General features: G+C 72.1%; 20 protein-coding genes. 9 read left to right on the top strand and 11 right to left on the bottom strand.

The genetic code is table 11. The features are described 5' to 3' along the window. Position 1: 1 nt before the first annotated feature. Positions 2-778 (top strand): helix-hairpin-helix domain-containing protein, encoded by a 777-nt coding sequence (locus QSJ97_RS18335; protein ID WP_285673508.1) that lies wholly within the window; start codon positions 2-4, stop codon positions 776-778. A 59-nt stretch (positions 779-837) separates the two neighbouring features. Here the strand turns inward: QSJ97_RS18335 and tpiA are convergent, their stop codons facing one another. From tpiA to QSJ97_RS18310, 5 genes are read right to left on the bottom strand one after another with little or no spacing between them, the layout of a single operon-like run. Then, positions 838-1,599 (bottom strand): triose-phosphate isomerase, encoded by a 762-nt coding sequence (tpiA, locus tag QSJ97_RS18330; RefSeq protein ID WP_285673507.1) that lies wholly within the window; start codon positions 1,597-1,599, stop codon positions 838-840. Positions 1,600-1,652: 53 nt separating this feature from the next. Continuing rightward, entirely contained in the window at positions 1,653-2,018 is a 366-nt protein-coding gene (locus QSJ97_RS18325; protein ID WP_285673506.1) for a hypothetical protein, read from the bottom strand. Beyond that, the gene (locus tag QSJ97_RS18320; protein ID WP_285673505.1) at positions 2,011-2,403 is read right to left on the bottom strand and encodes a TfoX/Sxy family protein; all 393 of its coding nucleotides are present in this window, start codon (positions 2,401-2,403) and stop codon (positions 2,011-2,013) included. Before QSJ97_RS18320 ends, QSJ97_RS18325 begins: the two co-directional genes overlap by 8 nt. A gap of 6 nt (positions 2,404-2,409) precedes the next feature. Beyond that, positions 2,410-2,763, bottom strand: coding sequence for a HesB/IscA family protein (locus QSJ97_RS18315; RefSeq protein WP_285673504.1), 354 nt, complete (start codon positions 2,761-2,763; stop codon positions 2,410-2,412). Positions 2,764-2,790: 27 nt separating this feature from the next. Further along, positions 2,791-3,156, bottom strand: coding sequence for an SUF system Fe-S cluster assembly protein (locus QSJ97_RS18310; RefSeq protein ID WP_285673503.1), 366 nt, complete (start codon positions 3,154-3,156; stop codon positions 2,791-2,793). Positions 3,157-3,391: 235 nt separating this feature from the next. On the opposite strand from QSJ97_RS18310, the gene tgt reads away from it, so the two are divergent. The 5 genes from tgt to QSJ97_RS18285 all read left to right on the top strand — a co-directional run bounded on the left by tgt (position 3,392) and on the right by QSJ97_RS18285 (position 6,817). Further along, entirely contained in the window at positions 3,392-4,522 is a 1,131-nt protein-coding gene (tgt, locus tag QSJ97_RS18305; RefSeq protein WP_285673502.1) for a tRNA guanosine(34) transglycosylase Tgt, read from the top strand. Positions 4,523-4,647: 125 nt separating this feature from the next. Beyond that, positions 4,648-5,028, top strand: a complete 381-nt coding sequence (locus QSJ97_RS18300; RefSeq protein WP_285673501.1) for an NADH:ubiquinone oxidoreductase subunit NDUFA12 — start codon at positions 4,648-4,650, stop codon at positions 5,026-5,028. Positions 5,029-5,080: 52 nt separating this feature from the next. Then, the gene (gene mlaD, locus QSJ97_RS18295) at positions 5,081-5,560 is read left to right on the top strand and encodes an outer membrane lipid asymmetry maintenance protein MlaD (RefSeq protein ID WP_285673500.1); all 480 of its coding nucleotides are present in this window, start codon (positions 5,081-5,083) and stop codon (positions 5,558-5,560) included. Then, the gene (locus QSJ97_RS18290; protein ID WP_285673499.1) at positions 5,544-6,326 is read left to right on the top strand and encodes a class I SAM-dependent methyltransferase; all 783 of its coding nucleotides are present in this window, start codon (positions 5,544-5,546) and stop codon (positions 6,324-6,326) included. The genes mlaD and QSJ97_RS18290 overlap by 17 nt, the downstream gene beginning before the upstream one ends. Further along, positions 6,323-6,817, top strand: coding sequence for a DUF2155 domain-containing protein (locus tag QSJ97_RS18285; protein WP_285673498.1), 495 nt, complete (start codon positions 6,323-6,325; stop codon positions 6,815-6,817). The genes QSJ97_RS18290 and QSJ97_RS18285 overlap by 4 nt, the downstream gene beginning before the upstream one ends. Here QSJ97_RS18285 and aat read toward each other — a convergent pair. From aat to QSJ97_RS18260, 5 genes are all read right to left on the bottom strand, one after another. Beyond that, the gene (gene aat, locus QSJ97_RS18280) at positions 6,772-7,437 is read right to left on the bottom strand and encodes a leucyl/phenylalanyl-tRNA--protein transferase (RefSeq protein WP_285673497.1); all 666 of its coding nucleotides are present in this window, start codon (positions 7,435-7,437) and stop codon (positions 6,772-6,774) included. The genes QSJ97_RS18285 and aat overlap by 46 nt on opposite strands. A 141-nt stretch (positions 7,438-7,578) precedes the next feature. Beyond that, on the bottom strand, positions 7,579-8,931 hold the full coding sequence (accC, locus tag QSJ97_RS18275; RefSeq protein WP_285673496.1) for an acetyl-CoA carboxylase biotin carboxylase subunit: 1,353 nt from the start codon (positions 8,929-8,931) through the stop codon (positions 7,579-7,581). A 9-nt stretch (positions 8,932-8,940) separates the two neighbouring features. Then, positions 8,941-9,465: an acetyl-CoA carboxylase biotin carboxyl carrier protein gene (gene accB, locus QSJ97_RS18270; RefSeq protein ID WP_285673495.1), complete on the bottom strand. Its 525-nt coding sequence runs from the start codon at positions 9,463-9,465 to the stop codon at positions 8,941-8,943. 176 nt (positions 9,466-9,641) lie between these two features. Then, entirely contained in the window at positions 9,642-10,406 is a 765-nt protein-coding gene (locus QSJ97_RS18265; RefSeq protein WP_285673494.1) for a DsbA family protein, read from the bottom strand. Positions 10,407-10,458: 52 nt separating this feature from the next. Next, on the bottom strand, positions 10,459-11,790 hold the full coding sequence (locus QSJ97_RS18260) for a M48 family metalloprotease (RefSeq protein ID WP_285673493.1): 1,332 nt from the start codon (positions 11,788-11,790) through the stop codon (positions 10,459-10,461). A 194-nt stretch (positions 11,791-11,984) separates the two neighbouring features. Here QSJ97_RS18260 and QSJ97_RS18255 point away from each other — a divergent pair, with 194 nt between their 5' ends. After that, positions 11,985-13,148: a pyridoxal phosphate-dependent aminotransferase gene (locus QSJ97_RS18255; protein ID WP_285673492.1), complete on the top strand. Its 1,164-nt coding sequence runs from the start codon at positions 11,985-11,987 to the stop codon at positions 13,146-13,148. A 130-nt stretch (positions 13,149-13,278) separates the two neighbouring features. On the opposite strand, the gene QSJ97_RS18250 is transcribed toward QSJ97_RS18255, so the two are convergent. After that, positions 13,279-16,995 (bottom strand): Rne/Rng family ribonuclease, encoded by a 3,717-nt coding sequence (locus QSJ97_RS18250; RefSeq protein WP_285673491.1) that lies wholly within the window; start codon positions 16,993-16,995, stop codon positions 13,279-13,281. 627 nt (positions 16,996-17,622) lie between these two features. Between QSJ97_RS18250 and QSJ97_RS18245 the strand changes: the two genes are divergently transcribed. Then, complete coding sequence (locus tag QSJ97_RS18245; RefSeq protein WP_285673490.1) at positions 17,623-18,723, top strand: N-acetylmuramoyl-L-alanine amidase; 1,101 nt, start codon at positions 17,623-17,625, stop codon at positions 18,721-18,723. 259 nt (positions 18,724-18,982) lie between these two features. After that, positions 18,983-21,604, top strand: coding sequence for a penicillin-binding protein 1A (locus QSJ97_RS18240; protein WP_285673489.1), 2,622 nt, complete (start codon positions 18,983-18,985; stop codon positions 21,602-21,604). The last annotated feature ends 5 nt before the right edge of the window (positions 21,605-21,609 follow it).

Here is a 21,609-nt window from a genome sequence, read left to right as displayed (position 1 = left end):
CATGATCAAGACGGATCCGATGGCGCCTTGGGCCGGGCCGGCCTCCGAGGCGTTCAAGCTTTGGATCAGCTTCTTTCCCACCGCGCCGCTATTCGGCGTCGAGTGGCGTTTCGCCGGCAGCTTCCCTGCCTTTGGCACCCAGGCCTTCGACATGAAGCCCGGCCAGGCCGATGCGCCGAAGGCGGCCGAGGCGGCGAAGGCCGCTGCGGCAACCATGGTGAAGGCCGCCGAGGAGAGCGTCGAGCAGGCGGCCGCGTTCACCGAGGCCGCCGTCGAGGCCGGCGCAGCTGTGACCGATGCGGCGCTCGAGACGGTCGAGACCGCGGCCGAGGTTGCCGAGACCACCATCGAGACCACCCTCGGGGCGGCCACCGAGATGGCGGAGATCGTCGAGTTCGCCCCGATCGAGGCGGCACCCGAGGCGGCCCCCGAGCCCGCCCCGGTCGAGGAGACGGTGGAAACCGTGGTCGAGGCGGCTGCGGAAGCCGTCGAGGACACCGCGGAAGCCGTCGAGGAGCCCGCGGAGATCCCCTCCGCCGCGATCCGCCCCGAGACGCTGTATGACGCCGCGCCCGCCGTGGTGGACGATCTCAAGCAGCTGAAGGGCGTCGGCCCGAGCCTCGAGAGCAAGCTCAACGCCATGGGCATCTACCGCTTCGAGCAGATCGCCGGCTTCTCCGAGGAGAACCTGATCTGGGTCGACGACCAGCTGACCTCGTTCAAGGGCCGCTGCTTCCGCGACGACTGGGTCGGCCAGGCCAGGTCGCTGATCGGCTGAACTCCGGGCCGCCCTGCCGGGCGGCCAGCGAGACCTTCATGACCACCATGCGCCGCGGCTCACCGGGCCGCGGCGATTATCTTGAGAAAATCCGCCGCCTTCAGGCTGGCGCCGCCGACCAGCGCGCCGTCGACATCCGCGAGCGCGAAGATCTCCGCCGCATTGCCGGGCTTGACCGAGCCACCATAGAGCAGCGGCACCGCGCCGCCGGCCTCGCCGAACCGCTCCGCGAGCCGTGCGCGGATCATGCCGTGCATCGCGGCGATGTCCGCCGTGCCGGCGGTGCGGCCGGTGCCGATCGCCCAGACCGGCTCATAGGCGACCACGAGACGGGCGCCGAGGTCTGCTGCCGGGGTCTCCTCGGTATCCGGGATCGAGGCGGCGAGCTGCCTTGCCACCACCGCCTCGGCGCGGCCGGCATCGCGATCCTCCAGCGTCTCGCCGACGCAGAGGATCGGGCGCAGCCCGGCCGCCCAGGCGGCGACCAGCTTCCAGGCCACCAGCACATCCGTCTCGCCATGATCGGCCCGGCGCTCGGAATGGCCGAGGATCACCGCCGTCGCCCCCGCATCGGCGAGCATAGCGGCGGAGATGTCGCCGGTGTGCGCGCCCGCGGGTTCGGAGTGACAGTCCTGCCCGCCGATGGCCACCGGGCTGCCGGCGGCGCGCCCGGCGAAACCGGCAACCAGCGTGGCCGGCGGGCAGAGCAGCACCTCCGGCGCCGTGGCGCCGCCGAGCCCCTCGATCAGGGCGTCGAGCTCGGCGAGATCGGCCTTGTGGCCGTTCATCTTCCAGTTGCCGGCGATCAGGCTGGCGGTCATCGGAGATCCTCCCTCTCGGACAGGGCGCCGGCGCGCGCCCGGGAGGCACAGGGTTACGCGCCCCCGAGAAAGGCGGCAAGGCCGCTCGCGAGGCCGATCGCCGCCACCGCGCCGAGCACCATGAGCAGGTGGCGCGCCTGGAAATGGCGGCTCTCGAAGGCGATCCGGGTGTCGCGGGCGGGGGTCACGGCGATGCGGTAGTCGATGGCGCCGGCGGGCTTGGTGAAGGCGTTGTCCGTGGCGAGCGGGCGGATCTGCGAGCGGGGCAGGGCGAGGCCGGTCTGGCGGATCTCGACGATGCCCTCGGGCGGCGCGCCGTCGAGCGCCCCGGCGGAGAAGCGCACGGTCTCCACGAGCGAGGAGGAGAGGATCCGCAGCACCTCGCGGCGCTCGCCCGCCGGCACCAGAAGCTCACGCACCGGCCCGGCCCTTGCCGGCCCGGGCTGCCTTGCGGGCCTTGGCGGCGCGCTTGTCGGCCGCCGCCGCCTCGGCCGGGACCAGCGCCCGCCGCGCCCAGGCAAGCGCCTCCTCCGGATCGTCGAGCGCCGCCTCGGGCAGGGAGGAATAGGGCATCGCCACCGCCTTGCCCCGCCCGTCATAGACGAAGGGATGCGCGCCCTCGGCGGCCATCGCCTCGGCCAGGTCGGGATCGGTGCGCAGATAGAGCGTGTCGTCGGCGATCAGCCCGAGCATGGCATCGCCGAGATACACCCCGGCGCCGCCGAACATCCGCCGCGTGCGCACATCGCCGAGGCCGGAGAGCAGGTCCCGCACGAAGGCGGCGAACTCCGGGCTCGCGGCCATGCGCCGCTAGTCCTGCTCGGCGAACTTGATCGACTCGCCGCAGCCGCAGCTTTCCACCACGTTGGGATTGTTGAACACGAAGCCGCTCTCGAGCAGCGAGGTCCGGTAGTCGATCTCGGTGCCGAAGAGGAACATCTGTGCCATCGGCGCGATCAGCACCCGCGCGCCGTCCTTCTCGACCACCGCGTCATGGGCGCCGATCTCGGTGGCGTGCTCCATGGTGTATTCCATGCCGGCGCAGCCGCCCTTCTTGACGCCGATCTTCAGCCCCTTCACCTCGCCCGAGCCCATCAGCGCCCGGATCCGCGCGATGGCGGCGGGGGTGAGGGTCACCGGGTCCTTGCCGGGAATTGCGAACATCACATCAGCTCCGGTTGTCTCGGCGGGTCACATCAGCCCCAGTTCGAGCCGCGCTTCCTCGGAAAGCTTGTCGAGCCCCCAGGGCGGCTCCCAGACGAGCTGGACATCGACGGTCTTGACCCCGGCCAGCGGCTCGATGGCATCGGCCACCCAGCCCGGCATCTCGCCGGCCACCGGGCAGCCCGGCGCGGTCAGCGTCATGTCCACGGCGACGTTGCTCTCGTCGTCGATGTCGATGCGGTAGACCAGCCCGAGATCGTAGATGTTGACCGGGATCTCGGGGTCGTAGACCGTGCGGATCGCCTCGACCACGCTCTCGTAGAGCGGATGGTCGGTGCTCGAGGGCGCGATCAGGGTCTCGCCTTCGCTGCGCGGGTCGGTCTGGGCATCCATGTCTGCACTCCTCATCGGTATCATTCCATATAGAAAAGCTCAGGTGTTCCGTCCAGTGGCGGGCGGGTATGCGTGCGGGCGGAGGGGCGCCGGCCGGCTTGCATCGGCGCCGCGATGCGGGGATACCCGTGGCCGGGTTCAGGGCCCGTGTTCCAGGGAGGATGCCCGTGCGGGGAACCATGCTTCATCGTCGCGCCGGAACGCCCGGCGCCGCCGGCCGGGCCGGGGGCGCGGCATGAACCCGGCCTTCCGCTTCACGCTCGAGGCGCGCGACGGGCGCGCCCGCAGCGGCCGCCTCGCCACCACCCGCGGCGAGATCCGCACGCCGGCCTTCATGCCGGTGGGCACCGCGGCGACGGTGAAGGCGATGCTGCCCGAAAGCGTCGCGGCGACGGGGGCCGACATCCTCCTCGGCAACACCTATCACCTGATGCTGCGGCCCGGCGCCGAGCAGATCGCCGCGCTCGGCGGGCTGCACAGGTTCATGAACTGGGGCGGGCCGATCCTCACCGACAGCGGCGGCTACCAGGTGATGTCGCTGACCGACCTGCGCAAGATGACCGAGGACGGCGTGCGCTTCCGCTCGCATATCGACGGCTCGGAGCACTGGCTGACGCCGGAGCGCTCGATGGAGATCCAGCGCCTGCTCGGCTCCGACATCGTGATGGCCTTCGACGAATGCACGCCCTTCCCCTGCACCCGGGAGCAGGCGGCGGCCTCGATGCGGCTCTCGATGCGCTGGGCCGAGCGCTCGAAGGCAGCCTTCGGCGCGCCGGAGCGCCAGGCGCTGTTCGGCATCCAGCAGGGCAGCACCCATCCCGCGCTGCGCCAGGAGAGCGCCGACCGGCTCCGCGAGATCGGCTTCGACGGCTATGCCATCGGCGGGCTCGCGGTGGGCGAGGGCCAGGCGGTGATGTTCGAGGTGCTCGATTTCGCCCCCGATATGCTGCCGGAGGACCGGCCGCGCTACCTCATGGGGGTGGGCAAGCCCGCCGACCTGCTCGGCGCCGTGGCGCGCGGGGTCGACATGTTCGACTGCGTGCTGCCGACCCGCTCCGGGCGCACCGGGCAGGCCTTCACCCGCCGCGGCGTCGTCAACATCAAGAACGCCCGCCATGCCGCCGACCCGCGCCCGCTCGACGCGGACTGCACCTGCCCGGCCTGCGCCGGCTATTCCCGCGCCTATCTGCATCACGTGTTCAAGGCCGGGGAGATCGTCTCCTCGATGCTGCTGAGCTGGCACAACCTGCACTACTACCAGGAGCTGATGGCGGGCATCCGCCGGGCGATCGGCGCGGGCGGGCTTGCCGGCTTCGCCGAGGCGACGCAGGCGCGCTGGGCCGCGGGCGACATCGCCCCGCTCTGATCGGCAGGGCGGGAATTTCCCGGCGGCAGAAACCGTTCCCGCGGCGGATTGAACCGATCCGCAGGCTGGACGCCCCCCGAGCAACCGGCCATATTCGCCCCGATCAGCACAGGAGCGCGAATCGCATGGGTTTGTTGGCGGAGATCTTCACCTGGTGGAACGGGCAGACCATCGGCACCCGGCTCTTTACCGCGCGCAATGGCGAGCTGGTCGGTGAGGACGCGGCTGGCAACCGCTTCTACCGCACCGCCGACGACCGCCGGCGCTGGGTGATCTATGCCGGCGAGTCCGAGGCGAGCCATGTCTCGCCCGACTGGCACGGCTGGCTGCACCGCACCTTCGACACGCCGCCCACCGAGGCGCCGCTGCCGCGCAAGGCCTGGGAGAAGGACCACCTGCCCAACCTCACCGGCACCGATCTCGCCTATCGCCCGCCCGGCAGCGTGCACACCCCGGCGAGCCGACCGCGCAACGCGAGCGACTACGAGGCCTGGAGCCCGGAGTGATCCGGCCCGGCCCGAGCGCATCGCCAGACCTTCAGAGTGAGAGGAGGCCGAGATGGCCGGAAGCGCAGCTGAAACGGTGATCGGCGCGGTGGTGCTGGCCGCGGCGGGGGGCTTCCTCGTCTATGCCGCCAACACCGCCGAGATCGGCGCGGAGACCGGCGGCTACGAGCTCAAGGCCGAGTTCCGCCGCGCCGAGGGGCTGAGCACCGGCGGCGATGTGCGCATCGCCGGCGTCAAGGTCGGCACCGTCTCCGACATGCGGCTCGATCCGGCGACCTATCGCGCGGTGATCACGCTGACCCTGCGCACCGGCATCGAGGTGCCCGAGGACACCGCGGCGAAGATCGCCGCCACCTCGCTGCTCGGCGACAATTTCGTGGCGCTGGTGCCCGGCGCCTCTGAGTACATGCTCGCGGCTGGCGATCAGATCCTCTACACGCAGGATTCGATCAACATCCTCGACCTCGCGGCGCGCGCGGTCGCGGGCGGGACGGCAGGCGACACCGGCGGGGCCGATGGCAGCGGGGAGTGAGGCGGCGCCCGCGGGTGCGGGGGATGCCTGGTCGGCCGACGCCTATGCCGCGAGCGCGCGTTTCGTCAGCGATCTCGGCGCGCCGGTGCTGGCGCTGCTGGCCCCGAAGCCGGGCGAGCGGGTGCTCGATATCGGCTGCGGCGACGGCGCGCTGAGCGCGGAGATCGCGGCGGCAGGGGCGGAAGTGGTGGGCCTCGACAGCTCCGCCAGCATGGTCGAGGCGGCCCGGGCGCGTGGCATCGACGCGCGGCTCGGCGATGCCGCGGCGCCGGGCTTCGAGGGCGAGTTCGACGCCGTCTTCTCCAATGCCGCGATGCACTGGATGACCGACCCGGACGCGGTGCTCGCCGGCTGCGCGCGGGCGCTCAGGCCCGGCGGCCGGCTGGTGGCGGAGTTCGGCGGCCATGGCAACGTGGCGGCAATCCGCACCGCGCTGATCGCGGTTCTGGCCGGGCGGGGCGCGGCGACCGACCTGTCCGAGATCTGGTATTTTCCGAGCGTGGCGGAGCATTCCCGGCGGCTCAAGGCGGCGGGCTTCGCGGTCGGCGAGATCGCGCTGATCCCGCGGCCGACGCGGGTCGATGCCGGTGCCGTGGCCTGGCTGGAGACGCTCGCGGCGCCGGTGCTGGCGCGGCTGGACCCGCAGCAGCGCCGCCCGGCGGCGGAGGAGGTGGCGGCGCTGCTGGCACCGGCGCTCCGCGACGCCGAGGGAGTCTGGTGGGCCGATTACGTGCGCCTGCGGCTCAGCGCGCGGCTCGCGGCATGAGGGCGCTCCTGCTTGCCCTGGCGCTGGGCCTCGCGGCGGGCGACGCGGCCGCACAGAGCGCCGAGCCGCTGACCGATACCGGCCGGCGCCAGGTCGAGAACCCGATCGTCACCTTCAAGAAGGCGCCGTTCAAGACCGTGAGCCCCAGCCGCCCCGAGATGGTCGGCCGGATCGAGACCGAATGGCGCCCGGGCGCGGTGGTGCGCAAGCTCGACAAGATGACCGGCTCCACCGAGACCGTGGAGATCGCCTCCGGCGGGCAGGCCGGCTTCGGCCGGCTCACCGTGCAGGTCGAGGCCTGCATGGCGCCGCCGGATGGCAGCCTCGAGGGCACGCGCGCCTTCCTGCGGGTGTTCGACGCCAAGACCGCCGGCGGCCCGGAGAGCGGCGCGCCGGTCTTCTCCGGCTGGATGTTCGCCGACAGCCCGGCGCTCTCGGCCCTCGATCACCCGCGTTTCGATGTCTGGGTAATCAGCTGCACCACGTCCTGAGCGGGCAGGTCCTCCGGCATCGCGTGGAAATCGGCGGAGCGCTGCAGCGCCCGCTCGAGCAGCGCATGGTAGCGGCTGCGCGGGATGTTGCGCGCGCCCATGCGCTCGAGATGCTCGGTGGTGAACTGGGTGTCGAGCAGGGTGAAGCCGCCATGGCGCAGCCGCGCCACCAGATGCGCGAGGGCGATCTTCGAGCCGTCGCGCGCGCGGGAGAACATGCTCTCGCCGAAGAAGGCGCTCTCCAGCCGCACGCCATAGAGCCCGCCGATCAGCAGGTCGCCCTCCCAGACCTCGACGGAATGGGCATGGCCGAGGCGGAAGAGATCGGTGTAGAGCGCCCGGATGGTGTCGTTGATCCAGGTCTCGGCGCGGTCGGCGCAGGCGTCGATCACCGCGTCGAAGGCCTGGTCGACGCGCACCTCGTAGCCGCCCTGCAGCAGCCGCTTGCGCAGCGAGCGCGACAGATGGAAGCCGTCGAGCGGCAGGATGCCGCGGCGGCGCGGATCGACCCAGAAGACCTCTTCCGCATCGGCGCTGTCGGCCATCGGAAAGACCCCCGCCGCATAGGCGCGGAGCACGAGGCCCGGGGTCAGGGCGAGATCTGATTCTGCATCCTTCATGGCGGAACAATAGCAGTTTTGTGGAAGCCGGCGCGCCGGACAACTGACTCGACCGTCGCGGCCTGCGGCACCAGGGCGCGCCCCGGGGGCCGGGCGCCCGGAAGGCCGGGCGCCGCGCCGCCGCCGGCGGGGCCGGAGGGCTCAGAGCTGGCCGTAATGCTCTCCGATCCAGCGCTCGAGCCAGTGGATGTCATAGGTCCCGGCGCGGATCTCGGGGTTCTCGAGCAGCTGGAAGAACAGCTCCTGGGTGGTGTCGACGCCGTCGATGATCAGCTCGTGCAGCGCCCGGTGGAGGCGCATCATGCAGTCCTCCCGGTCGGCGCCGTGGACGATCAGCTTGCCGATCAGGCTGTCGTAATAGGGCGGGATCACGTAGCCGTCATAGAGCGCGCTGTCCATCCGCACGCCGAGCCCGCCCGGCGGGTGATAGGCCGCGACCCGCCCCGGCGAGGGCGCGAAATCCGGCAGCCGCTCGGCATTGATGCGGCATTCGATGGCATGGCCGCGCGGGCTCAGCTCGGCCTGGGCGAAGGACATCGGCAGCCCCGCCGCCACCCGGATCTGCTCGCGCACGAGATCGATCGAGAAGATCGTCTCGGTCACCGGATGCTCGACCTGCAGGCGGGTGTTCATCTCGATGAAGTAGAACTCGCCGTCCTCGAAGAGGAACTCGATGGTGCCGGCGCCGCGATAGCCCATCTCGGCCACCGCCTTCGCACAGACCCCGCCGATGCGGGCGCGGGTCTCGGTGTCGATCACCGGGGAGGGGGCCTCCTCCAGCACCTTCTGGTGGCGCCGCTGCAGCGAGCAGTCGCGCTCGCCCAGATGCACCGCCTGGCCGCGGCCGTCGCCGAACACCTGCACCTCGATATGGCGCGGGCGGGAGAGATATTTCTCGAGATAGACCGTGGCATCGCCGAAGGCCGCGAGCGCTTCGGCCCGGGCCTCGCGCAGCGCATGCGGCAGGGCCTCGGCCGTGGGCGCCACCTTCATGCCGCGGCCGCCGCCGCCGGAGGCCGCCTTGACCAGCACCGGATAGCCGATCTCGTCGGCGATCTTCACCGCCTCCTCGTCGGTCTCGACGCCGCCTTCCGAGCCCGGCACGCAGGGCACGCCGAGGGCGCGCATGGTCTCCTTGGCGCGGATCTTGTCGCCCATCAGCGAGATGTGCTCGGCGCTCGGCCCGATGAAGGTGATGCCGTGCTCCTCGACGATCTGCGCGAAGCCGGCATTCTCCGACAGGAAGCCATAGCCCGGATGGATCGCCTCGGCGCCGGTGATCTCGCAGGCCGAGACGATGGCCGGCTGGTTGAGATAGCTCTGGGAAGCCGGCGGCGGGCCGACGCAGACGCTCTCGTCGGCCAGGCGCACATGCATCGCGGAGGCATCGGCGGTGGAATGGACGGCCACCGTCTGGATGCCCATCTCCTTGGCCGCGCGGTGAATCCTCAGGGCGATTTCGCCGCGGTTGGCGATCAGGATCTTGGAGAACATCCCCGGCCCTCAGGCGATGATCATGAGGGGGGCGCCGTACTCGACCGGCTCGGCATTCTCCACCAGCACCTTCTGCACCGTGCCGGCGCGGGGGCTCGGGATCTGGTTCATGGTCTTCATCGCCTCGATGATCAGCACCGTCTGGCCCTCGGCCACCTTGTCGCCGACGCTGACGAAGGGCGGCGCATCGGGCTCGCCGGCGAGATAGACCGTGCCGACCATCGGCGAGGTCAGCGCGTTGGTCAGGTCGGGCGCGTCGTCGGCCTCGGCCTCGGCGCGGTGGGCGCCGCGGCCCGGGGCTGCCGGAGCGTGCGCGGGGCGCGGCGCCTCGGCAGCCGGCGGCGCCGCATAGACCACGGGCGCCTCCGGCGCCGCGCGCACCAGGCGGATGTCGATCTCGTCGTCATCGCCATATTCGCGGCAGATCTCGATCTCGGTGAGATCGTGCTCGCTCAGCACCTCCGCCAGCGCCCGGACGAAGGCAATGTCGCGCTCGACGAGCTTGGCGTTCTCGTTCTCTTTGTCTTTGCTCATGGCACCTCTCAACCGCGCTGGATCCGTTTCGGGGGCGGAGCGCGAGGCTCCGGCGCGGTGGCACATCCGGAAGTTGGACGTGGCGGGGTTATACGCGATGCGCCGCCTGCGTCAAAGGCGGGCGGGCGGCTTGCGGCGCGCCGCGGCGGGAAAAACCGCCATGCGCGCCGCGCGGGTCAGTTGGCGGGCCGCTGCTGCTCCTGCTCGACGAGCGCGAGCATCTCCTCGAGCGGCTTGAAGCCGCGCACGATGGTGCCGCCGATCACGAAGCTCGGGGTGCCCTCGAGGTTGAGCGCGCGGGCCAGCTCGTAGTTCTTCTGGATGCGCGCCTCGATCTCGGGGCTGGCGGCGCGGGTCTTCAGCGCGGCGATGTCATAGCCGACCTCGTTGGCGATGCGGTAGGCGGCGGCCTCCGAGAGATTGCCCTTGAAGCCCATCAGCGCATCGTTGAGATCGGCGTATCTCTCCGGGTCGATCTCGTTGGCGGCCATCGCCATGCGGCCCGCCACCACCGAATCGGCGCCGAGGATCGGGAATTCCTTGATGACGTGCCGCAGCTCCGGCGTGCGCTCCATCAGCTCGGCCACGATCGGATGCGCGCGCTTGCAGTAGGGGCAGCGGTAGTCGGTGAACTCCACCAGCGTGATGCTGCCCTCGGGGTTGCCGCCGACATAGGAGTAGCCGTCGTTGAAGAGCGCCTCGGCATGCTGCTCGACGAGCTGGTCGTCGGCCGCGGCGGTGGCCTCGGCGCGGCGCGCCTCGAGCACCTGGATCGCCTCGAGGATCACCTCCGGGTTGTCCATGAGATAGGCGCGGACCTCGGCGCGGAAGGCGGCGCGGGCGTCGTCGGACATGCCCGCGAAGCCGGCCTCCTGCGCGGGGGCCGCCAGCGGCAGCAGGGCTGCCAGCGTGGCGATGCGGACCATGGGCGAACGGAACATCGGGGTCTCCCTCTCATTTGGGCGGCGGCAGGCCGTCCGCCTCCTGATGGCGTCAGTCGTCGCGCTTGTCGAGCACGAGAATGTCCTGTGCGCGCAGCCAGCCGGGCGAGCCGTTGGGCAGGAGCGCGCTGGCGCGCCTGGCATGCAGCACCGCGTCCTTGCTGCGGCCCGACAGGGCGAAGCGCTCGGCGGTGGCCAGCGTCGCCATGCCGGTGTCGCCGGCGCGGGAATAGGCGACGGCGAGGTCGCGCAGCGCCGCCGGGTCGCCGCGGTCGCGGTCGCGCGCCTCCTTGAGCACGCGCAGCGCCTCGGCATCGGCGGCCGGCTCCTCGAGCGCCAGCAGCGCGCGGCCGAGCCCGGCCTTCAGCAGCGGCTCCTCCGGGGCGGCGGCGACGGCGGCGCGGTAGAGCGGCACGGCCTCCCGCGCGCGGCCCGATTCGTGGAGGATCTGCCCCTTGAGCTCGAGATAGAACGGGTCTCCCGGGCGCATGGCGATCAGCCGGTCGGCCGATTCGACCGCCTCGCGCGGCGCCGGCAGGCGGTGCAGCGCCACCGTCTTGGCATAGAGCGCAAGCTCGTCGTCCCGCTCCTCGTAGCGGTTGAGCACCCGGCGCGGGCTGTCGAGGAAGCCCTCAAGCTTGGCCCGCGCGCGGCCGTACCAGTAGGCGATCTCCGGGTCTTCCCTGAAGCTGCGGCCCCTGGCCTCCGCCGCCTTCTGCTCGATCAGCTGCATGCGCTGGGTCGAGAGCGGGTGGGTCAGGGCATAGGGGTCGATGTTGCCGACGGTGAAGACCTCCTGGCCGCGGAACCGCTCGAGCACCTCGAGAAAGCCCGCCGGGTCGATGCCGGCACGCTCGAGATAGGCCAGCGCGGCCTGGTCCGCCGAGGCCTCCTCGCCGCGGTTGTAGCTCAGGAAGCTGCGTTCGAGCGCCTGGGTCGCGCCGGCGGAGATAGCCGCCCCGGCCTGCGGGCCGCCGGCGGCGGCGGCGGCGATGCCGGCCAGCATCGCGATCAGCGCCGGGCCCTGCGCGTTGCGGATGTTGATCGCCCGGCGCACCTGGTGCCCGCCGGCGATATGGCCGATCTCGTGCGCCATCACGCCCATCAGCTGCCCGGGCTCCTCGAGCTCGTCGATCAGCCCGGTATGGAGGAACATGTTGGCGCCGCCGGCGACGAAGGCGTTCAGCTGGCTGCTGCGCACGATGTAGAGATCGACGCTGCCGGCGCGCATCCCCGCGGCCTTGACCAGCGGCGCCGCCATCTGGCGCAGCGTTCGCTCGGTCTCGGCATCGCGGATCAGCGACAGCGCGGGGGCCGCGGCTGGCAGGGCGGCGACGAGACCCGCGATCAGCATCGCAGCCAGTCTTGCGCTCAGCTTGCGCACGCGCCCCTCCGTTTCGGTTTCATGCCACGCATTAGGGAACATTCTGCCGCGCTTTCAACCCATTCGCCAAGCGAGGAGCCCGATGCGGGGTCAAATCTTACTGATCCGGCCCTGCGCTGCGGCCGGCTCTGGCCCGCCGCCCGGTCGGTCTGCTATGCCGGCGCAGACAGTCCGGAAATTGCATCGAGGCCGCGATGACCCCCTCCAAACGCAGCGACATCCCGCCCTTCTACGCCCTCGACGTCTTCAAGGAGGCGCTCGCGGCCGAGGCGGCGGGGCGCGACGTGATCCACATGGAGGTCGGCGAGCCGGCCTTCGGGGCCCCGGCCTCGGCCCGGCGCCGCATCGCCGAGGCGCTGGCCGGCGACAGCACCCTGGGCTACACCTCCGGGCTCGGCCTGCCGGCGCTGCGCGAGGCCATCGCGGGGCTCTACCAGCGCCGCCACGGGCTCGTGATCGATCCGGGGCGGATCATCGTCACCACCGGCTCCTCGGCCGGGTTCCAGCTCGCCTTCCTCAGCCTCTTCGATGCCGGCCAGCGGGTCGCCATCGCCGATCCGAGCTATCCGGCCTATCGCAACATCCTGAGCGTGCTCGGGCTCAGGCTCGTGCGCATCGAGGCCGAGCTCGAGAGCCGCTACCAGCCGACCCCGGCGCTGCTGGCCGAGGCGGGCCCGCTCGAGGGGCTGCTGATCGCGAGCCCGGCCAACCCGGCCGGAACGGTGCTCGACCGCGCGGCGCTTGGCGCGCTGGTGGAGCATTGCGCCGGCGCCGGCGTCACGATCATCGCCGACGAGATCTATCACGGGCTCACCTATGGCCCGGCGGCGCCCTCGGTGCTGGAGTTCACCGACGAGGCGGTGGTGATCAACAGCTTCTCGAAATACTTTACCATGACCGGCTGGCGGATCGGCTGGATGGTGGTGCCCGAGCGCATGGTCCGCCCGATGGAGCGTCTTGCGCAGAACCTCTACATCTCTGCCAACCATGCCAGCCAGATCGGCGGCATCGGCGCGCTGGAGCCCGAGGGCGAGGCCGAGGCGGCGAGCCACATGCAGGAATACGCGACCAACCGCCAGGCGCTGATGGCGGCGCTGCCGGCGCTCGGCTTCTCCGACATCGCGCCCTGCGACGGAGGCTTCTACGTCTATGCCGGGCTCGGCGGGCTCTCGGCCGACAGCCGGGTCTTCTGCGCCGGGCTGCTGCGCCACGAAGGGGTGGCGACGACGCCGGGGCTCGATTTCGACCCGGTGCGCGGAACCGGCACGCTGCGCCTCTCCTTCGCCCAGAGCCCCGAGCGCATCGCCGAGGGGATCCGGCGCATCCGCGCCTATGTCGAGGCCGGCTGCCCGGTCTGAGCCCGCTTCGCCGCGCCGGCCGCCGGGCCCGAGCGGCCCGCGGTCGATGCCGGTGCGAAAAGGGCAGGGGGCGCGCCCGGCAAGGCGCGCCCCCTGTCTCGTTCATGCCGCGTGGCGGGTGCCTGCCGGATCAGAAGCCGAAGCTCCACCAGCCGCGTTTCTTCGGACGGTCGTCCTCCGCGGCAGCGCCCTCGCCGCTGGCCGGCGCGGGCTGCGGCTCGGTGCCGGCCTCGGCCGCTTCCGCCGCGACCTCGGTCGCCCCGGCTTCCGCTCCTGCAGGGGTCTCTGGCGCGGCAACGGCTTCAGCCTCCGCCGGCTCTGCCCGCGCGCTGTCCTCCGCCTCGTCTGCGCCTTCGGCCACGGCCGCATCCGCGGGAGCCTCTGCCTCCGCCACCGGCGCCTCGGAAGCGGTTGCCTCGGCCGGGGCCTCGTCGGCGGTCTCCGCGACGGTTTCGGCGGCCTTCTTGCGGCCGCGGCCGCGCTGGCCGCGGGTGGAGCGGGATTTCGGCTTGGTCTCCGTCGCTTCCGCAGCCTCAGCCTCAGCCGGGGCCTCGGCGGCGACAGCCTCGGAGATGGCCTCCGCAGCCGTGGCCTCGGCCGCAGTCACCGCTTCCGGCGCATCCGCGGCATCGCTCTGCCCGGCGATGCTGTCCCCCGCACCGCTGTCCCCCGCACCGCTGTCCGCGGCGGCCTGCGACTCGCTGTCGGTCTCCGCTTCGCCGCGCTGCACGTCCTCGTGCTGCATCTCGGCGCCGTCCTCGCCGCGGCCGCGCCGCCGCCGGCCGCCGCGCTTGCCGCGCCGCCGGCGCTTGCCGTCGGCATCGGTCTCGCGGCCGCGCTCGGCCGCCTCGCCGCCACGCTCCTCGCTGCGCTCGCCGCGATCACCACGGTCGGCCCGTTCACCACGGTCGCCGCGGTCGCTCCGATCACCACGGTCGCCCCGATCGTCCCGTTCGCCGCGGTCGCGGCGCTCGCCGCCATCGCGGGCCCGTGCAGGCTCCGACCGCTGCGGCGCGGCCGCGGCCGGCTCGGAGGGCGCGAGCACCGAGGCGGCGGTGATCACCTCGCCGCTCGGCGCGCCCTGCTCGCGGGCCGCACCCTTGATCCGGTCGAGCTTGTATTCGGGGCTCACCAGCGTCGGATCGCCGAGCACCGTGACCTTGAGCCCGTGGCGCTCCTCGATCCGGGCGATGTGCTGGCGCTTGGTGTTGATCAGGAAGTTGGCGATGTCGACCGGGCAGGTCACGATCACCTCGCGGAAGCGGTCGCGCACGCCCTGCTCCTCGACCTCGCGCAGGATCGCGAGGCTGAGGCTCTCGTCGGAGCGGATCAGCCCCTGGCCATGGCAGGCCGGGCAGGGCCGGGTCGAGGCCTCGAGCATGCCCGGGCGCAGCCGCTGGCGCGACATCTCCATCAGGCCGAAGCCCGAGATCCGCCCGATCTGGATGCGCGCGCGGTCGGATTTCAGCCGGTCCTTCATGCGCTTCTCGACGGCGGCATTGTTGCGCCGCTCGTCCATGTCGATGAAGTCGATCACGATCAGGCCGGCGAGATCGCGCAGCCGGAGCTGGCGCGCCACCTCCTCCGCCGCCTCGAGATTGGTCTTGAGCGCGGTGTCTTCCACCGAGCCCTCCTTGGTGGAGCGCCCGGAGTTCACGTCGATCGCCACCAGCGCCTCGGTGATGCCGATCACGATGTAACCGCCGGATTTCAGCTGCACCACCGGAGAGAACATGCCGTTGAGATAGCTCTCCACCTGGTAGCGGATGAACAGCGGCACCGTGTCGGTATACTGCTTGACGTTCTTCGCATGCGAAGGCGTCAGCATCTTCATGTAGTCCTTGGCTTCGCGATAGCCGGCCTCGCCCTCGACGAGCACCTCCTCGATCTCCTTCGAGTAGATGTCGCGGATCGAGCGCTTGATCAGGCTGCCCTCCTCGTAGATCAGGCAGGGCGCGATCGACTTCAGCGTGAGCTCGCGGATCTGCTCCCACTGGCGCAGCAGGAACTCGTAGTCGCGCTTGATCTCGGGCTTGGTGCGCTCGGCGCCGGCGGTGCGCACGATCAGCCCCATGCCCTTCGGCACCTCGAAACTGCCGACCACCTCGCGCAGGCGCTTGCGGTCGGGCGCATTGGTGATCTTGCGCGAGATGCCGCCGCCGCGCGCGGTGTTGGGCATCAGCACGCAGTAGCGGCCCGCGAGCGAGAGATAGGTGGTCAGCGCCGCGCCCTTGTTGCCGCGCTCCTCCTTGACGACCTGCACCAGCATGATCTGGCGCATCTTGATCACGTCCTGGATGCGGTAGCGACGGCGCTTGATGGTGCGCTCGCGGATCATCTCCTCGCGCGGGTCCTCGGCGCCGGCCTGCTCGATCTCGAGGTCGCTGCCGGAGTCGCCGTCATCGTCCCGCTCGGCGCGGTCGGCACGCTCGGCCTTGTCGGCGGGTTTCTCGGAGGTCTTCTCCGCGGTCTTGTCGGCGGTCTTCGACTTGCGGGTGCGGGTGCCGCGGGTGCTGCGCGTGCGGGTCTTCGGCTTGGCGGGCGCCTCGGCGGCGCCCTCGCCCTCGGCCTCGGCGGGGGCGATCTCCTCGGTCAGGGTCTCGTCCTCGAGGCCGCTGTCCTCGGCGATGCTGCGCGGGCCGGCGGGGGTGTCGTCGCCCTCGTCGCTCCCGGCGTTATCCTCGCCATCGGCGGCAGCCTCGGCGGGGGCGTCGCCGGCCGTATCCGCGCCCGCTTCGGCTGCGGGGGCGGCAGGCTCCGCCGCTTCGGGCAGCGGCGTCGGCTCGACTTCGGTCATGGCCTCGGGCTCGGCCGGCTCGGCGATGGCGGCGGCGGGAACCTCGGCCGGGGCCTCGGGCAGGCCGGCGGCGTCGGAGGCATCCTCCGGCACGGCGGCGAGCGCCTCGGCGAGCACCGGCGCCGCGGTCTCCCCGGCATCGCCGCCGACCACCGCGTCGAGCGGGGCGGGGTCGCCCTCGTCCGGCGCACCGGCGGTCTCGGCGCCCGCGGCTTCCGCCTCGGGGGCGGCGGCGGTCTCGACCGGCGACACGGCCCCTTCTTCCGTCTGCGCATCCTCCGAAGCGCTCCGGTCCTCGGCGCGCGGCCGGGCGCCGGAGCTGTGCGCGATCACCGAGGCGCTCTCGGGATCGGCCTCCGCCTCGGGATCGGCGATCTCGAGGCCCTTGGGCACATCGGTCGCGGCGGGGCTCTCGGCGGGGGCCTCGGTCGCGGCCGCCTCGAGGTCGATCACCTCGAGCCCGGCGGCCGGGGTGGCGGCAGCGCTCGCCGCGGTGCTCGCCGCGCGGCTCGGGCGCCGGCGGCTGCGCGGCTTCTTCTCGGCGGGCGTGGCCTCGCCGGTCTCGCCCTCGGCCCCGGCCTCGCCCTCGGCGGCGGCGGGCTCGGCGGCCTTGCGGCGGCTGCGGCGTGCCGGCTTGGCCTCGGCGGTCTCGTCGCCGGCAGCCTCGTCCTTCGCCTTGCTGTCCTTGGTGCGGCGGCGGCTGCGGCCGCGCTTCTGCGCCTTGTCGGCCTCGGCATCCTCGGATGCCGCCTCGGCCTGGGCGTCGCGCTCCTCCTCGGCGAGCAGTGCCTCGCGGTCGGCCACCGGGATCTGGTAATAGTCCGGATGGATCTCGGCGAAGGCCAGGAAGCCGTGCCGGTTGCCGCCGTATTCGACGAAGGCCGCCTGCAGCGACGGCTCGACCCGGGTTACCTTGGCGAGGTAGATGTTCCCCGCCAGCTGGCGCTTGTTGATCGATTCGAAGTCAAAGTCTTCGACCTTGGTTCCGTCCACCACCACAACCCGGGTCTCCTCGGGATGGGTGGCGTCGATGAGCATTTTCTTGGTCATGGATGTCCTGTGGCGGATCGGCGCGGCCCGCGAGGGGGCCGGTGGCCTGGATCCGCGATCTGTCGGTGGATGTCCGTCCGCGCGCACGGGCCATGATCGCGCAGGGCCGGGTAGGGGCCGCTGTCGCAGGGAGGCGCGTGATCGCGGGGCGGGCGGTCATCGGTCGGTTCCTGTCGGTGCCGCTGGCGAACAGCAGGCTGGTTGTCGTCCGGCCCCCGGCGCGCCGCAGGGGCGCGCAGGCAGACCGCGCCCGGAGGACCCGCTTCGCGATCTGTCCCGGGGCGAGAACGGCCGTATCCGGTGGGTGATGGCGGGCGTGCTGCGCAACGGCGCAGATATCCGCACCTCTCCCATCGTCGGCCGACCGTCAGGCCCTAGCAAGAACGCGCGCCGAACACAATTCGATTTTTCGCGTGTGCGCTGCGTGATAGGCTCGCGCCACAAGCTCCGGACCGCCCAGGCGGCAACCGGACAGACCGAGGCAGGCACGAGACATCACGGGGCGAGAGCATGCGGGCAAGGGCAATTCCGGCAGCATTTCTGGGCGCATTCCTCGGCATGGCGCCGTGGCTCGGCGCGGCCGGCGGCAGCGCCGCGGCGGCGGAAACCGCGGAGCCGGCGCTGGCCGTGACAGCGGTTTCGCAGACAAGCGCCGGCGGCGTCACCGAGCTGACGCTCGGGCTCTCGGGGGATGCGGTGTTCAGCCTCTTCACCCTGACCGAGCCCTACCGGGTGGTGATCGACCTGCCGCCCTTCGCCTGGCGTGCGGCGCCGGTGGCGCCCGGCGCTATGCCCGGCATCGTGGCGATCCGGCACGGTCTGTTCCGGCATGACAGCGGGCGCGTGGTGATCGAGCTCGACCGGCCGCTGGCGGTGCGGCGCGCCGGCCTCGTGCCGGTGCGCGGCGGCTTCGCGCTGCGGCTCGGTCTCGCGCCGGTCTCGCGGCAGGCCTTCGCGGCGAGCGCCGGATGGCCGGAGAACGCGCGCTGGCAGGCCGGCGCGCCGACGCCGATCGAGGGCAGCGGCGAGGTGCTGGTGGCGATCGATCCGGGCCATGGCGGGATCGACCCCGGCACCGCCCACGGCGATCTGGTGGAGAAGGACCTGGCGCTGGCCTTCGGCCGGAGCCTGGCGCAGGCGGTGGCGCGGCGGCCGGGGCTCAGCGCCTTCCTCACCCGGGTCGACGACCGCTACATCCCGCTGCGCCAGCGGGTGAAGCTGGCGCGGCAGGCCGGCGCGCATGTCTTCGTCTCGCTGCATGCCGACAGCCTCGCGGCGGGCGAGGCCGACGGGGTCAGCATCTACACGCTCTCGGCGCAGGGCACCGACAGCGCGGCCGCGGCCTTCGCCGAACGCGAGAACCGCTCCGACGTGCTCGCCGGGGTCAATCTCGCCGGCAGCGAGGACGACGTCACCCGGCTGCTGATCGAGCTCGCCCGGCGCGGGTCGAAATCCGAGGCGATCAAGCTCGCCGAGAGCATCGTCGGCGCGCTCTCGGGCAGGGTGGCGCTGCTGCCGACGCGGCCGCACCGGCGCGGCAACTTCTTCGTGCTGAAGGCGCCGGACCTGCCCTCGGTGCTGGTCGAGCTCGGCTTCCTCTCGAGCCCGGTGGACCGGGCGCGGCTGGTCGATCCGGCCTGGCGGGCGCAGCTCGCCGAGGGCATCGCCGAGGGCATCGCGGACTGGGTCGATGTCGCCTCGCCGGGCTTTCTGGTGCCGCGCGGCTGAGCGGCGCGCGCCTGGCCCGCGCTCGCGGCGGGGCGCAGGGCCCGGGGAGCGCCCCCGCCCGCCCACCCGGCGCTCCCCGGGCCCTGCGCGCACCCGGCATGGCGGGCGGGGCGCGCTGCGGCGGGCGGGGCAGGGGCGCCGTGTCCGCGCGGTGACGTTGCTGCGGCGGGGGCGGGGGTGACGGGGCGTCGCCGCTGGTCTCGCGCCGGGGGCTCCGCTATATCCACCCTGTCAGGCCCCGCCCGGGAGAAAGGCATACATGATCCGCCTCGTCGCCAACCTGTTTTCCAATGCCGCCATTGCCGCGGTCTTCGCGCTCGTCGCCGCCGCGGCGGTGGTGCGGATGTATGGCGCCGATCTGCCGCGCCACGACGAGCTGGTGAACTACCAGCCGCCGATGCTGAGCCGCGTCTACAACGGCGAGGGCGCGGTGATCGCGGAATATGCCACCGAGCGCCGGGTCTTCGCGCCGATCGAGGAGATCCCGCCGCTGGTGCGCAACGCCTTCATCTCGGCCGAGGACAAGAACTACTACGAGCATCCCGGCGTCGATGCCGTCGGCATCGCCAAGGCGCTGGTGCGCTATGGCGTTGCCAAGGCAGCCGGCCGGCCGGCGCGGCTCGCCGGCGCCTCGACCATCACGCAGCAGGTGATGAAGAACTTCCTGCTCGACAGCGACCGCGAGATCGAGCGCAAGATCAAGGAGATGATCCTCGCGGTGCGGCTCGACGGGGCGCTCTCCAAGGATCACATCCTCGAACTCTATCTCAACGAGATCTTCTTCGGCGCGCGGGCCTACGGCGTCGCCTCGGCGGCGCGGATCTATTTCGGCAAGACGCTGGAGGAGCTGCGGCCGGAGGAGGTCGCCTATCTCGCGGCGCTGCCCAAGGCGCCCTCGCGGCTGCATCCGGTGCGCGATCGCGAGCGCGCCATCGAGCGGCGCGACTACGTGCTCGAGGAGATGGCGCAGAACGGGCATCTGAGCCGCGCCGAGGCCGAGGCCGCCAAGGCCGCACCGCTCGAGACCATCCTCGAGGAGGACGTGCCCGATCCGCTGGCCCCCGAGGCGCCGAGCTACTTCACCCATGAGGTGCGCCGGCAGGTGATCCGCGAGATGGACCGCGACGCGCTCTACGAGGGCGGGCTGACGATCCGCGCCACCATCGACCCGGCGCTGCAGGAGTTTGCCGCCGAGGCACTGCGCGCGGCGCTGGAGGCGTTCGACCGCGACCGCGGCGTCTGGCGCGGCGCCAATGGCCGCGTCGAGGCGGTCGCCGAAGGCACCACCGACGGCTGGGCGGCGGCGCTGGCCGGGGCGAAGGTGGCACGCGACATCCCCGGCTGGTATCCCGCGGTGGTGCTGGCCTCGGATGCGGAGGGCGCCCGGCTCGGCATCGCCGCCGGCGAGACCGCGGTGGAGGGCCGGATCACCCTGGCCGGCAACCGCTGGATCCGCCGCGTCGGCCCGCGCGGGGCAGAGAGCAGCGCGCCGCGGCCGGACCGCGCGGATGCGCTCTGGAAACCGGGCGACATCCTCTATGTCTCGCGCGAGGAGAACGGCTGGGCGCTGCGCCAGATCCCCGAGATCCAGGGCGCCTTCATGGCGATGGACCCGCATACCGGCCGCGTGCTGGCGATCCAGGGCGGCTTCTCCTACGAGTACAGCCGGTTCAACCGGGCCACCCAGGCCAAGCGGCAGCCGGGCTCCTCCTTCAAGCCCTTCGTCTATGCCGCGGCGCTGGATGCCGGCTACGCGCCCTCCACCATCGTGCTCGACGCGCCGGTGGTGGTGCGCCTCGGCGGGCGGACCTGGCGGCCGAAGAACTCCTCCGGCGGGTTCTACGGCCCGACGCCGCTGGCCAACGGCATCGTCTATTCGCGCAACCTGATGACCGTGCGCATCGCGCAGTCGGTGGGGATGGACCGGGTGGCGGAATATGCCGAGCGCTTCGGCGTCTACAACGACATGCCGCACCATCTCAGCTATGCCCTCGGCGCCGGCGAGACCACGCTCTACGACATGGTGGCGGCCTATGGCATGTTCGCCAATGGCGGGCGGCGGGTGCGCCCGACGGTGATCGACCGCATCCAGAACCGCAACGGCAGCACGCTGTTCCGCCACGACCCGCGCAGCTGCCAGGGCTGCGGCGTCGAGCGCTACCGCCCGGAGGCGGAGCCGATACTGTTCGACACCCGCGACCAGATCATGAACCCCTACACCGCCAGCGAGCTAGTCAAGATGATGCGCGGCGTGGTCGAGCGCGGCACCGCCTCGCGCACGGTGGGCGGGCTCGGGTTCCCTGTTGCCGGCAAGACCGGCACCACCAACGAGTCCAAGGATGCCTGGTTCATCGGCTTCGCGCCCAATCTCGTGGCCGGCTGCTACATCGGCTACGACCAGCCCCGGCCGATGGGGCGCGGGGCCTATGGCGGCACGCTCTGCGGGCCGGTCTTCAAGGCCTTCATGCGCAAGGCGGCGGAGGTGCGTGCGCCGGGCCGCTTCGAGGGCCCGGATTTCGGCGAAACCGTCACCGTCAAACTGGATGCCGAGACCGGCGCGCGGCTGCCCGACGATGCCGAGGGGCCGAACGTGATCACCCAGACCTTCCGCACCGGCGCCGAGCCCGAGCTCTTCGACACGGTGCAGGCGCTGGTCGACGACGAGTCGCTGTTCGGCGGGCTGGCCGAGCCGCTGCCCTACGAGATCGGCGCCGATCCCGAGCTGCCCTACGAGACCTCGCCGAGCGCCCGTGCCGCCCGCGGCGGCGGCGGCGGCGTCGGGCAGGGGGCCGGCACGCAGGGCCAGGCCGGCGGAGCGCCGCGCCCGCCCCGGCCGCAGCCGCCCTCGGATGTCGGCCTCGGCACCGGCGGGCTCTACTAGCCGAC

Origin of the sequence: Paralimibaculum aggregatum (genome assembly GCF_030270585.1) — a bacterium.
Lineage (GTDB): Bacteria > Pseudomonadota > Alphaproteobacteria > Rhodobacterales > Rhodobacteraceae > Thermohalobaculum > Thermohalobaculum aggregatum.
This window is presented reverse-complemented; position numbering and strand designations above follow the sequence as displayed.

Coding starts and splice junctions, on each gene's coding strand:
- QSJ97_RS18320 (WP_285673505.1), bottom strand. CDS start 2,403: ATGGCCGCGAGCCCGGAGTTCGCCGCCTTCGTGCGGGACCTGCTCTCC.
- aat (WP_285673497.1), bottom strand. CDS start 7,437: ATGAAGGATGCAGAATCAGATCTCGCCCTGACCCCGGGCCTCGTGCTC.
- QSJ97_RS18310 (WP_285673503.1), bottom strand. CDS start 3,156: ATGGATGCCCAGACCGACCCGCGCAGCGAAGGCGAGACCCTGATCGCG.
- QSJ97_RS18285 (WP_285673498.1), top strand. CDS start 6,323: ATGAGGGCGCTCCTGCTTGCCCTGGCGCTGGGCCTCGCGGCGGGCGAC.
- QSJ97_RS18250 (WP_285673491.1), bottom strand. CDS start 16,995: ATGACCAAGAAAATGCTCATCGACGCCACCCATCCCGAGGAGACCCGG.
- accC (WP_285673496.1), bottom strand. CDS start 8,931: ATGTTCTCCAAGATCCTGATCGCCAACCGCGGCGAAATCGCCCTGAGG.
- QSJ97_RS18265 (WP_285673494.1), bottom strand. CDS start 10,406: ATGTTCCGTTCGCCCATGGTCCGCATCGCCACGCTGGCAGCCCTGCTG.
- QSJ97_RS18335 (WP_285673508.1), top strand. CDS start 2: ATGATCAAGACGGATCCGATGGCGCCTTGGGCCGGGCCGGCCTCCGAG.
- mlaD (WP_285673500.1), top strand. CDS start 5,081: ATGGCCGGAAGCGCAGCTGAAACGGTGATCGGCGCGGTGGTGCTGGCC.
- accB (WP_285673495.1), bottom strand. CDS start 9,465: ATGAGCAAAGACAAAGAGAACGAGAACGCCAAGCTCGTCGAGCGCGAC.
- QSJ97_RS18300 (WP_285673501.1), top strand. CDS start 4,648: ATGGGTTTGTTGGCGGAGATCTTCACCTGGTGGAACGGGCAGACCATC.
- QSJ97_RS18315 (WP_285673504.1), bottom strand. CDS start 2,763: ATGTTCGCAATTCCCGGCAAGGACCCGGTGACCCTCACCCCCGCCGCC.
- tgt (WP_285673502.1), top strand. CDS start 3,392: ATGAACCCGGCCTTCCGCTTCACGCTCGAGGCGCGCGACGGGCGCGCC.
- QSJ97_RS18290 (WP_285673499.1), top strand. CDS start 5,544: ATGGCAGCGGGGAGTGAGGCGGCGCCCGCGGGTGCGGGGGATGCCTGG.
- QSJ97_RS18240 (WP_285673489.1), top strand. CDS start 18,983: ATGATCCGCCTCGTCGCCAACCTGTTTTCCAATGCCGCCATTGCCGCG.
- QSJ97_RS18255 (WP_285673492.1), top strand. CDS start 11,985: ATGACCCCCTCCAAACGCAGCGACATCCCGCCCTTCTACGCCCTCGAC.
- tpiA (WP_285673507.1), bottom strand. CDS start 1,599: ATGACCGCCAGCCTGATCGCCGGCAACTGGAAGATGAACGGCCACAAG.